Here is a 12,094-nt window from a genome sequence, read left to right as displayed (position 1 = left end):
GTAATACCACCTTTCGTTAGAGTTTGTGGGAAAACACTACTTCGATAAGGGATATGGTATTACCTTTAGTTATTTTTTGCCTAAAATACCAAAGAATAATTATCCAAAAGAATAGACTATTTTTGTACAAAACTTACGTAATTACTTTCAATGAAGCTTAACTTACCTTAATATTTTTTGTGAAATTTTATAATAATATTTCTAGAATTATTGCATTAATAACATAATATTCTACTTACATAAAAACTCATTGAAATAGAAATACTGTATATATACCCTAATTGGAGGTGACTAAATTGAGAGAAAGAAAAGAAGAACATAGTGATTTTAGCATAGGAGGCATGTTAGTAAGAGTAATAGTATCAATGATAGTATTAGCAGTAGCTGCTTTCTTTACACCATATTTCACCATAAGAGGTTTTGTGCCTTTAGTTTTGGCAGCCGTATCCATTGGTGTAATAGATTACGCAATAGAAAGATTTACTGGATTTGATGCTACTCCCTTTGGTAGAGGTATAACAGGATTCGTTGTATCTGCAGTTATTATCTATATAACTGGTTATCTTATTCAAGGTGTAGGCATAAATGTTATAGGTGCAATTTTAGCAGCCCTATCAATAGGAATTATTAATATGTTTATTCCAGGAAGAAGTGTAATGTAGCTATAGTTTCCTATAGTTATAAATATGTAATCCTATAAAATCCCCCATAAAATTGGGGGACTTTATATTTTTTTCCTATAGATTTATTTATTATTTTATTACTATTTGAGAATACTATCCTTAAATAAAAATTTCTTAATGGAGTCAATAAAAATGAATTTACTATATGAAGCTATTTTTACTATTGTGTTTATAATCCTGGGATTTGTTATTTTATATATGTTAACTAAAAAAGAAATAATATAACCGAAAAACCTGTGTTAAAACAGGTTTTTCGGTTATATTATTTTATTGTTGTTGATTATATTGAGGTTCCTCACTTTTAACAAATTCAACTCTATTCTCAAGTTGTTGTACAGTACTTTCCATTGTTGAAGATAATTCATTAAACATTGTTTTAGCTTCTTGATTATCCGTATCTAAGGAAAATGTTTTTAATTGTGCAGCAAGACCTTTTGCACCAGCTAACGCTTGTTCTAGTTTATTAATTGTAGTCATATGAATTTTGCCTCCATTTCAAATAGTAGTTTACACATATAGTATGTGTAAACTTAACAAAATAATAACTTGTAATCTAAAATTCTATAATTTTGTATATTAACGAACTTTGTTTAATTTTGTTAGTAATAGAAGAATATATAAATATGTAGAAGTTTAATTAAATATGGAATAAATATGCAAATTAATCTTTATAAATAATTGTAATAATAAATTTATAAGTAATTCTATAAAAAGAGGTGATAATAATGACTGTTAGTTCCAAAGTAAAGCAGACACTGGCTACTTTAAAAGGGACTCAAAGTACCTTAAGGCTTTATTCAATACAAACTTTAGATGAAAATACAAAATCTACTTTTCAAGAAGCCTTAATAGGAACAAATGAAATAATAAAGGATTTAGAAGAGCGACTAAAAACTTTAGAACTTGAAGAACCACAATATAAAGGTTATTAAGTGAGGGAAGGCTATGAAAAACTGGGTTCAAATACTTTTAAGATCCATAGGGTTATTTTTTATAACTTTTGCTTCTATCAGAATAATGGGAAAAAAACAAATAGCTAAAATGACACCTTTTCAATTTATTCACTATACTGTTATTGCTATTTTAGCAGCTTTAATTTCTGTAAATATGATTAAAAATTTGGTATTTGGTTTAATTGTCCTATCTATTTGGGTTTTACTACCTATTGGATTAGATTATTTATCATTAAAGAGCAAATGGATCCATGACTTTGTTAATGGAAATGAAACAATTTTAGTAAAAAAGGGAAAGGTTATGGAAGAAAATTTAAGTCAAGTAAGGCTCACAGGAGAAGAACTTTTAAGGGAACTACGTTCTAATAATGCTTTTAATTTAGCAGATGTTGAATTTGCTGTAATGGAATCCACTGGAGAAATAAATATACTATTAAAATCAGAGAAAAAACCTATTACCTCTTATGATTTAGGAAAAAAAGTATCACCTCAAAGTGAACCCCAAACAGTAATTTTAGATGGCAATATACTTGATGAACCATTGAGTAATAGAGATCTTAATCAAGGTTGGCTAACAACACAATTAAAGGCTTTAGGAATTTCTTTAGACAATGTGTTTATAGGTCAAATAGATTCTTCTGGTGATTTATACATAGATCTATTTGATGATGCTTTACAAATTTCTCAGCCAAAGGTAAAAGAACTACTCTATGCTAATCTTGAAAAAAGTTACGCTGATCTTCTTTCATTTTCTCTAGAAACAGATAATAAGAAGGCTAAAATCATGTATTCAAATAATGCAGATAAACTTGAGCAAATTATAAAAAAACTAGAACCTTATTTATTACATTAGAAGGTGATGAATTAATGTCAAGTAAAAAAAACAAAAAATTAACACCAACCCAACAAGACTATCAAGCATTTGCACAAGCTAGAGAACCAAAGAGAAAAGTTTTACGTAATAGTCTTAGAGCCTTTGTTGCTGGTGGGATAATCTGTACAATAGGCCAAGGATTACAGTGGATATTTATCAAATATTTTGATTTTACAGAAACAACAGCTGGAAACCCTGCTACAGCAGTTTTGATTATAATTTCTGTTCTGCTTACAGGATTAGGTGTGTATGATAAAATGGCTCAATGGGCTGGAGCCGGAACAGTTATTCCAGTTACAGGTTTTGCCAACACAGTAGCTTCTGCGGCTATTGAACATCGCAGTGAAGGATTTGTATTAGGTGTAGGCGGAAATATGTTTAAACTAGCTGGTTCAGTAATTGCTTACGGTGTTTTTTCCGCTTTTGTTGTTGCTCTTATAAAAATTTCAATTACATGGTTAGGTGGGATGTAAATGCTTAAAGGACATCAAACATGGGTCTTCGAATCTAAACCTGTTATATTATCATCAGCAGCTGTTGGAGGACCTTTTGAAGCTCAAGGAAACCTAGCTGAAGATTTTGATATCCTTCATGAAGATTTATGGTTAGGACAAGATAGCTTTGAAAAAGCAGAAAAAAAAATGTTAGAACAAGCCTGTGAAAAGGCAATTGAAAAAGCTGGAAAGAGAAAAGAAGATATTCAATTTTTTATTAGCGGAGATTTGATGAATCAAATAATTTCCAGTAGTTTCACAGCACGAACTCTGGGAGCACCTTACTTGGGTATTTTTGGTGCTTGTTCAAGTTCAATGGAGGGTTTATCTCTAGGTTCTTTACTTGTAGATAGCAAGTCTGCAGAATATGTTGTAGCTGGAGCATGTAGCCACAATGCAGCATCTGAAAAACAGTTCAGATATCCTACAGAATATGGTTCTCAAAAACCTCCTACAGCCCAATGGACTGTGACGGGAGCAGGAGCTGTATTACTAGGTAGAAATGGTGAAGGTCCACGAGTTACCTCAGCTACCATAGGGAGAGTAATAGATATGGGAATTTCAGATCCTTTTAATATGGGAGCGGCCATGGCTCCAGCAGCTGTTGATACCATAGAAGCCCATTTTAGAGATTTGAATATTGATCCATCCTATTACGATGTGATTGCTACAGGAGATTTGGGACAAATTGGTCATAGAATTGCTGGTGATTTATTGATAAAACACGGACTTGAAATTCCACCTAAAATATTCACAGATTGTGGCATATTAATATACAAAAAGGAGCAACCTGTTATGTCTGGAGGCAGTGGATGTGGATGTTCTGCCTCAGTCACATATGGACACTTTTTAAATCGTATGCGAAAAGGTGAATTAAAAAAAATACTAATTATAGCAACTGGTGCATTAATGTCCCCCATGTCTTATCAACAAAAGGAAAGTATACCGTGTATTGCTCACGCAGTATCTATAGAAATATAGAAATGAGGTGTTAACATATGGAAAAATTCATTTGGGCCTTTATTGTTGGTGGCGCAATATGTGTAATAGCACAACTAATGATGGATATATTTAGGCTTACTCCAGCTCATACAACAAGTACATTAGTTGTAGTAGGAGCCATACTAGGAGGATTTGGTTTATATGAACCATTAATAAAATTCGCTGGTGCAGGTGCATCGGTACCAATAAGTAGTTTTGGGAATGCTCTGGTAAAAGGTGCATTGGCAGAAGCTGAGAGACATGGTATCATTGGAGTACTCACAGGAATTTTTGAAGTAACTAGTGCAGGTGTTTCTGCTGCAATAATCTTTGGATTTATGGGGGCATTAGTATTTAAACCTAAAGGTTAGGAAGTAAATAGATATTTATATTAAATTTCTCCCTATATTATATTGGTGGTTTCCTAAATATAAGAATTCATGTATTTCCCTTCCTCCTACAAATAGGACTGTATACATTAGATTGAATTGTTGAATAATATAAATAGGCAACTTCAACTATAGATTTATACAAATCTATAGATTATTACTAGTAGATATTTTAAACATATATAAATTAATTTATATAATATTTATCTATAATAAATAACAGGAGGTTAAACATTATGGGAACACAAAAGGATTGGAATAATTGGAAAGAAACCTTAGGAAAGGCAGTAGATATGGGTGAAACTGTAGGTATGTCCGATAAGACAATAACTAATATTGCTGAAAAGGTAGGTACCTTTTTATCAAATAATGTAAATCCTTCCAATGAAGAGGAAAGAATTTTAAAGGAATTATGGGATGTTTCTAATGACAATGAAAGGAAAGTTTTGGCTGGTTTAGTAGTTAAAATGGTAGATAAGTAAAATCTAATACTAAGCATAACATGATAAACTTAGGAATAACACTATGAATTTCTTCTATTATAATGAATAAAAGGCCACTAATTCTCTTAAAAATGCGAATTAGTGGTCTTTTCATTTTAAGATTTTTTCTTTCGACTATCAAAAGTGTATCTTCTACAGCTCCTAGTTTTTCCTACTCTAGCTCTTGCCGAAGTCCCATATGAACACGGTCCTGGATGGCAAGGATCTTTAGGAGGACAACAAGGTTGTCTCCAAATAATGACTAAAATTAAGAACCATAAAAGTAAACTAACACCAAACCCAAACCATTGACTTTCAATTTCCTGTGGTGGTGCTGATGTATTACTCAACAGTATTCTTTTAACTCTCTCAATTCGCTTTAAATGATTATCTGTAATTAGGTCGTTTGTCTTAGCTATTAAATCTAAGTTATTTATATATTTTTCGATAGTCTTTTGGTCCACGTTAGTTTTAACCTTAGCAATTTGATTCCAAATATATCTATCAGATTTTGTTCCATACTCATCCATAAATTGATTAAACTCTTCTGTCTTATCAGATGGAAATAGCATAGGTTCAAGGGTATAATGAACGGCCATTAAATACACCTCCTCTTTCTTTAGCTTATTCACAATATGTAATTAATGGGACTATATATTAAAAAATCCTTATGAAGTATTTTCTTCATAAGGATTTTTTAATATATCCTATGGGTTATAAATTCTTACCTTTGTACTATATAATACTAACTCCTATATACTAAGTACCACAAAAGGTTCTGTAAGGGCTGGTTGATGGTGGAGGTAGTGTGGCATAATCAGCCTGTTCTGGTGAGTAGGCGTAGGGACATGAAAGAACATTAAGAAGTCTTTGCATAACACTGTAATCCCCTTTTTTAACTGCCGCTTCTATGGCTTCTTCTACTCTATGGTTGCGAGGTATTATGGCAGGATTTCTATTTCCCATGAGCTTGTAGGAGGAGTCTTTTGTTTCTTTTTGCCTGTCTAATCTTGCCTGCCACATTTCATGCCACTGAGTAAATTCAGTAGTTCCAAAGAGAGACATATCATCCAGATTATCAAAAGTTAGTTCACGAAAAGTGTTGGTATAGTCCGCACCATGCTTCTCCATCATATTGAGAAGATCCTGAATAAGGGATTTATCTTGTGGCTCTTTGTTAAATATTCCAAGTTTTTCTCTCATTCCATCAAGCCAATTATTATAATACAATGTATTAAAATCTGCTATGGCATCTTGGGCCAGTTTCACAGCCTGATCTTTATTTACATGTATCAATGGCAGCAGGCTTTCAGCAAATCTGGCTAGATTCCACGCACCAATCTTAGGCTGATTGCCATAGGCATAGCGGCCATGAATGTCAATGGAGCTAAATACGGTTGCTGGGTCATAGGTATCCATAAAGGCACAGGGTCCATAATCAATGGTTTCTCCACTAATAGTCATGTTGTCCGTATTCATCACCCCATGAATAAAGCCAACCAGTTGCCATTTTGAAATAAGTATAGCCTGACCCTTGATCACTTCCTTAAGTAGGGAAAGATATTTGTTCTCGTCAGGGACAACCTGTGGAAAATGTCTTTCCAATGCGTAATCAGCCAGGGCCCTAAGTTCCTCAACAGTACCCCAGTTTGAAATGTATTGAAAAGTGCCTACACGCAGATAACTAGCGGCCACACGTGTGAGAATTGCACCAATTTCCTCTGTTTGGCGGATTATTGATTCGCCAGTTGTGACCACAGCTAGGCTACGAGTGGTAGGAATCCCTAGTGCATTCATTGCTTCGCTAATGATGTATTCCCGCAACATGGGTCCAAGTGATGCTCTTCCATCTCCCCGACGGGAGTATGGAGTTCTACCTGAACCCTTGAGTTGAATATCAACTCTCTCACCTGATGAAGTGATCTGTTCTCCAAGTAACACAGCCCGTCCGTCCCCCAAGATGGTGAAATGTCCAAATTGATGTCCTGCGTAAGCTTGTGCAAGAGGCAAAGCGCCTTTGGGAATCTGATTACCAGCAAAGATTTCTACACCATCACTACTTTCTATTGCCTGAGGGTTTAACCCCAGAGATTTTGCTAAGGGATGATTGAGAACAACCAACTTTGGTGAATGTACAGGGGTCGGATTCTGGTTAGTAAAAAATGATTTCGGTAGACGAGCATAGCTATTGTCGAAATTCCATCCTGTTTCTATTATTTCTTTTCTCTCTGTCATCGTATCTCCTTTCCTTCTTCTATATTTTTTCTATCCTAGCCTTTTCTTTTACAAGACAAAAATCATAAATACTTTATGATTTTTTTAGTTTTTTACTTTCTATATGAACACAACATAACTCATTTTTATTATCTGCTTCTTCCCTTTTATTATACTCTTTCTACCCGAAGATATATCCCGTTAAACCTCATATATGAATGCATAAGGAAAAATTTAACAGAAAAATTCCACTTAAACCAAGAGATACTTCCTTTAAATTAAATTTTCACATAAAAAATATTCAGGTCCCTTACTTTTTCAATCAGCTCCACTTACTCTTTTGATAGGCTATTTGGTTCAGTTGTATTTGCACCATTAATGTTCTCTCTTATATGTTGGTCATTATTCATTCCTGATAAAACACATGTAACTTCTTCATGATTCCATATCCATTTGAGAGCCCACTCGTCTGGATTCCTTTTAACCTTTGCCATGTCCCATAATTCCTCAACTTCTTTAGGAACCTTATTAGAAAGACTTCCACCTCTAAGGGGTTCCATAATGAATACTGCAATATCCCAGTCATAATCGTCCACAATATTTTTGAAAGCCTGAATGTCACAATGAGCAGAAAATCCTATATGTTTAACTTGGCCTTTCTTTTTTACATCATCAAGAAATTCAAGTACTCCCAAAGATTTCATTCTATTCCAATCTTCTGCTTTCTTTTCATCTATCCGTCCTAATCTGGTTTCTAAACGCATACAACCGAAACCTATTGTTGAAATCTGATCCCCTGTTTTAGGTACAACTCTATATTTCATCCAAAACCCCTCCTCTATTTTCATTTATAATTTTGAAATTAATTTATAAATTGTTGAAATTATAGGAATCACAGTTCCTTCTATATTGTCACATTCTTTTATTTCCTTATGTTAAATTCATTATATTAAAATTCCTTTATTTAATGAATGTATCTATTAATGATAAACTTATACATTTTACTGTTTAGTGTATCTTTCTTCACTCATATGCTGAACTTACTTTTTATTTAATTGACTAGCTAAAGATTATCAATTCTTCTAAATCTGTATTTGATTTTTGCATGGATTCACTTTGAGCTTTAATAGAGTCCGCAACATATCTTTAGTGCAAAGAAGAAACCATAAAAAGAACACCTACATAATATGCAGATGCTTTAGTCTAAAATATTTTTCATACTAAGCATACTAAGATTCACTTGAAGTACAAAGTATTTTAAAATGGATTGAAAATCCCCCAAACTAACGTCTGGGGGATCATGTAATTCAATGAAATATTTAATTTTAGTTTTTAAAATATGTAGGACACGCCATCTCCCCGCTCATTGCATCTTTAAAAAGTGCATCACAAATGGCCATACATCCACCACATATATCTGTGTATACACATGTATGGCACAAGCTGTCTACATGATATGTTCTATTTTTTAAAGACTTTATAAACTTACCGTCTGTATAGTATTCATAAATTGAATTAGCCTTTTCGTTCACCTTAAGATGGCTACAAGGTTTAAAAGAACCATCATCATGAATGGCTATAAAGATTTTGCCCGCCATACAACCTGAACGTTCTTTGTTAACACGCCCATTGTTAAGATAAATTAGTAGGTTAGAAATACATTAGGCCCTCCTAGAGAACAATAAACATCCACAAACCTATTTTCTTATTATTTTCAATTGTAAATAATAATTGACAACCTCTTTTAACTTCTCCATTTCAGGTGTTAAAATATTGTAACTTGTATCTGATCCATCTATTTCATAGCCATCATAATACAAGAACATAACTAGCCTCCCTATACATATTATTAACATTTTTTTATATCTACTCTATAATGTGATATGAAAAAACATCTCCATAAATTTATATTTCCAGTTTAAACAAATCTATAAGTTGATTATTGTCCATTTCAGTAATCCAATTCTCTTGCTTATCTGATACGATTTCTTTTGATAATTTAGTTTTATCTTCAATCATTAAATCAATTTTTTCCTCAATAGTACCTTTCATAATAAATTTATGTACTATAACATTTTTCATTTGCCCTATTCTAAATGCTCTGTCAGTTGCTTGATTCTCCACAGATGGATTCCACCACCTATCAAAGTGAATAACATGATTAGCTGATGTAAGGTTTAAGCCTACACCTCCTGCTTTAATAGAAAGTATCATAAATGGTACATACTCTTCTCCTTGAAATTTAGCTACAATATCTTTTCTTTTCTTTGCTGCTGTTGACCCATGGAATACAAGTCCTTTATGCTTGAAAACAGTTTCAAGAAAACTACTAAGTTCTTCTATAATTTCTTTAAACTGTGTAAATACAATAACTCTTTCTCTCTTTTCATAGATATTCTCACAAATTTCACGAAGTCTTTCAAATTTCCCACTATCTTTTTCAGCATAGTTGTTTTGACCAAGATATTGATCTGGGTGATTGCATATTTGCTTGAATTTCATTATAGATGAAAGTACAATTCCCTTACGTTCCATACCATTGTCAGTAGATTCAATCTTCAATTTAAGATCTTTCACTAATTTAGTATAAAGAACTATTTGCCTTTTTGTAAGAGTTGGATAGGTTTTCATTTCAATTTTTTCAGGTAAATCCGAAATAATAGTTTTGTCTGTTTTTAACCTTCTTAAAATAAATGGACTTACAACCTGTTTCAACTTACTATAATTATCTTGATTTTGTTTGAGTTTCTTTGTAAAGTCAGTAAATTCGCTAGAACTTCCAAGAAGACCTTTGTTCAAGAAATCAAACAATGACCATAAATCAGAAAGTCTATTCTCTATAGGCGTACCTGTCATCGCAATCCTATAATTTGCTTTTAATTGTTTTACAGCTCTCGTTTGTTTAGTTCTTGGATTCTTAATTGCTTGAGCCTCATCTAAAATAACTGAGTCCCATGTTCTGTTTTTAATCCATTCATATTTTGAAAGCATACCATATGTGGTTATAAAAAGGTCGTAATCTTGATCATATATACTTCCATCATGATATGGATTTTTATTTTCAGTGGGATGTAATACATAATACTTAAGTGCTGGAGCAAACTTTTCAATTTCACTCATCCAATTTCCTATAAGTGATGTAGGAATAATAAGCAATGTTTTTTCATTTTTATTATCCTTATAATAATTTAACAGTGCAATTACTTGAATTGTTTTTCCAAGTCCCATATCATCTGCAAGGCAGGCCCCCAATCCAAGACTCTTCATAAAGTAAAGCCAACTTAAACCTTTTTCTTGATATGAACGTAACTTAGCATGAAAATCATTACCACATGTAATAGACTCAATACTATCTATATTTGTCAATCTAGTAACTACTGAATTGATCCATTCTCCATTTGTTACTTCAAGTTCACATACCTCATCAGGTACTTTAAGTATTTTTTCAGCATTTAATTTGAAACGCATTGCTTCAATCATGCTCATATTATTTTCACTCATAAGACTCTGAGCCTGTTCATATGCTTTAAGGGTTTTTTCTAATTTTTTACGATCCACCTCTACCCATTTTCCCTTAATAAAAGCTAATCCCTCTGCTTCTGAAATTAGTTTTTTCAATTCAACAGCATCTATTTTGGATTCGCCAAGGGATAATTCGACTTTAAAATCCACAAGTGCATCTAAATTAACTCTTGATGGCATTTTGTTTCCAATAGTTACAGACATTTTTAATGAATTTGATCTGTTTTTCCACCAATTTGGTATACGACATGAAATTCCTGATTCTTCGTACAAGGGTATTTCCTTTAGAAAAGTATACGCCTCTTTTGCATTTAATCCTATTGGATTAAATATCTTTCCTGATTCAACAAGTTTTGAAATAAAAGAACTTTTTTCACAAGCTTTATTTACGGTTGTAAGTAATTCTGCTAGTTTCTTTTCATTTCTTTCATATTCTATAAGTGCATTTTTGAGAGGGAGATGTTTTGCGGCACCATCTTTTGATGCATCTGCTAAGTATGTACCTAAAAAAGCAAAGGGATAATCGTCCCCTTTCTTCTCTACTAAATGAAAGAAAATACGCCCATGAAGATGTGCCTCATAGTTAAATGTCTTTAAAAATTCTTCAACACTACCATTATAATTTTGCTTCATTTTAGAGAATACCTTATTAAGATCTTTCCATACCTTTCTAATCCATTCATTATTTAAGTATTCATGCCCAATTAAATAGGGAGATTTCTTTAATAAATCTTTAATTTCTTCCTCTTTTATAGTAACTATAATTTTGTGACCAGATAATTCAATATCTTGTTTCTTTGATAGTTTCTTTACAAATGTTACTGCAATACTTCTCAGATAACTAAGAGACTCAGAAATTGATGTTATTTTTTCTGATAAGCCAAGAGAAAACAATGCTTCACTTCTATCTTTTCTAAAGTGTTTATATACTTTTTCTTGAATCATAATTTGTTCTTCATTAATATGTCCTTTTATTTCCATCCAATCAATTTCATAAAAACCCTCTGGTTTTAAAATAACAATTAATTGTTTATTTTTCATTTCTACTAATTTAACTCTATCATGTGTTGTCATTGATTTCATCCTTCCAACAATTTTCAAATCACATCTTTCTTAAGAATTATTTGTACATCTTCTATACTAACAAATCCCGACCAAACTAAATATCACCATATAATTCTTCTAGATATATACCACAGCTATAATTTCCCCTATACGCTCTTATAACTTACATTATAGACTTCTTTTGTTGAGACTGAGTATTATATATTATTATTTATTTTTCTTTTCCCTCATTTATTTCATTAAAATCTAGTTTTTCCACATATCTAAGTTTACTATAGATTTATCAACACTAAGATTTCTTTATACAGTAACTTGCCTATAAGGGAAAATATATTGAAAATCTTTGGAACCCTGGAACGTCACAACATCCTATGCTACTCCAACATGACACATGAACCTATATACGAAGATTCACACTTTCGCTTGTGACAAGGACT

General features: G+C 32.3%; 14 protein-coding genes. 7 read left to right on the top strand and 7 right to left on the bottom strand.

The features are described 5' to 3' along the window. Positions 1 to 296 precede the first annotated feature (296 nt). The gene (locus N4A57_RS09265) at positions 297 to 662 is read left to right on the top strand and encodes a phage holin family protein (RefSeq protein ID WP_293657719.1); all 366 of its coding nucleotides are present in this window, start codon (positions 297 to 299) and stop codon (positions 660 to 662) included. A gap of 288 nt (positions 663 to 950) precedes the next feature. Here the strand turns inward: N4A57_RS09265 and N4A57_RS09260 are convergent, their stop codons facing one another. Further along, positions 951 to 1,160, bottom strand: a complete 210-nt coding sequence (locus tag N4A57_RS09260; protein WP_293657718.1) for a DUF1657 domain-containing protein — start codon at positions 1,158 to 1,160, stop codon at positions 951 to 953. Between the two features lie 248 nt (positions 1,161 to 1,408). Here N4A57_RS09260 and N4A57_RS09255 point away from each other — a divergent pair, with 248 nt between their 5' ends. The 6 genes from N4A57_RS09255 (at position 1,409) to N4A57_RS09230 (ending at position 4,856) form a co-directional block, all read left to right on the top strand. Next, on the top strand, positions 1,409 to 1,615 hold the full coding sequence (locus N4A57_RS09255; protein WP_293657717.1) for a DUF1657 domain-containing protein: 207 nt from the start codon (positions 1,409 to 1,411) through the stop codon (positions 1,613 to 1,615). A 13-nt stretch (positions 1,616 to 1,628) separates the two neighbouring features. After that, a complete protein-coding gene (locus N4A57_RS09250) occupies positions 1,629 to 2,489 on the top strand; it encodes a DUF421 domain-containing protein (protein ID WP_293657716.1) in 861 nt (286 codons plus the stop codon). A gap of 14 nt (positions 2,490 to 2,503) precedes the next feature. Further along, positions 2,504 to 2,983, top strand: a complete 480-nt coding sequence (gene spoVAC / locus N4A57_RS09245; protein ID WP_293657715.1) for a stage V sporulation protein AC — start codon at positions 2,504 to 2,506, stop codon at positions 2,981 to 2,983. Beyond that, on the top strand, positions 2,984 to 3,985 hold the full coding sequence (gene spoVAD / locus N4A57_RS09240; protein ID WP_293657714.1) for a stage V sporulation protein AD: 1,002 nt from the start codon (positions 2,984 to 2,986) through the stop codon (positions 3,983 to 3,985). 17 nt (positions 3,986 to 4,002) lie between these two features. Next, positions 4,003 to 4,356, top strand: a complete 354-nt coding sequence (gene spoVAE, locus N4A57_RS09235; protein ID WP_293657713.1) for a stage V sporulation protein AE — start codon at positions 4,003 to 4,005, stop codon at positions 4,354 to 4,356. Between the two features lie 254 nt (positions 4,357 to 4,610). Beyond that, positions 4,611 to 4,856, top strand: coding sequence for a DUF3243 domain-containing protein (locus tag N4A57_RS09230; RefSeq protein WP_293657712.1), 246 nt, complete (start codon positions 4,611 to 4,613; stop codon positions 4,854 to 4,856). A gap of 116 nt (positions 4,857 to 4,972) precedes the next feature. Here the strand turns inward: N4A57_RS09230 and N4A57_RS09225 are convergent, their stop codons facing one another. The 6 genes from N4A57_RS09225 to N4A57_RS09200 all read right to left on the bottom strand — a co-directional run bounded on the left by N4A57_RS09225 (position 4,973) and on the right by N4A57_RS09200 (position 11,666). Continuing rightward, positions 4,973 to 5,455, bottom strand: a complete 483-nt coding sequence (locus N4A57_RS09225; protein ID WP_293657711.1) for a hypothetical protein — start codon at positions 5,453 to 5,455, stop codon at positions 4,973 to 4,975. 160 nt (positions 5,456 to 5,615) lie between these two features. Then, positions 5,616 to 7,091: a protein adenylyltransferase SelO gene (locus N4A57_RS09220; RefSeq protein ID WP_293657710.1), complete on the bottom strand. Its 1,476-nt coding sequence runs from the start codon at positions 7,089 to 7,091 to the stop codon at positions 5,616 to 5,618. 311 nt (positions 7,092 to 7,402) lie between these two features. Further along, entirely contained in the window at positions 7,403 to 7,894 is a 492-nt protein-coding gene (locus N4A57_RS09215; protein WP_293657709.1) for a hypothetical protein, read from the bottom strand. 501 nt (positions 7,895 to 8,395) lie between these two features. Next, positions 8,396 to 8,668 carry a hypothetical protein gene (locus N4A57_RS09210; protein WP_293657708.1) on the bottom strand — a complete coding sequence of 91 codons (273 nt, stop codon included), beginning with the start codon at positions 8,666 to 8,668 and terminating at the stop codon, positions 8,396 to 8,398. 99 nt (positions 8,669 to 8,767) lie between these two features. After that, positions 8,768 to 8,896, bottom strand: coding sequence for a hypothetical protein (locus N4A57_RS09205; RefSeq protein WP_293657707.1), 129 nt, complete (start codon positions 8,894 to 8,896; stop codon positions 8,768 to 8,770). 79 nt (positions 8,897 to 8,975) lie between these two features. Beyond that, positions 8,976 to 11,666 (bottom strand): DEAD/DEAH box helicase, encoded by a 2,691-nt coding sequence (locus tag N4A57_RS09200; RefSeq protein WP_293657706.1) that lies wholly within the window; start codon positions 11,664 to 11,666, stop codon positions 8,976 to 8,978. Positions 11,667 to 12,094: the final 428 nt, after the last annotated feature.

This window comes from Anaeromicrobium sp. (assembly GCF_025210435.1).
In the GTDB taxonomy this organism is placed as follows: domain Bacteria; phylum Bacillota; class Clostridia; order Peptostreptococcales; family Thermotaleaceae; genus Anaeromicrobium.
This window is presented reverse-complemented; position numbering and strand designations above follow the sequence as displayed.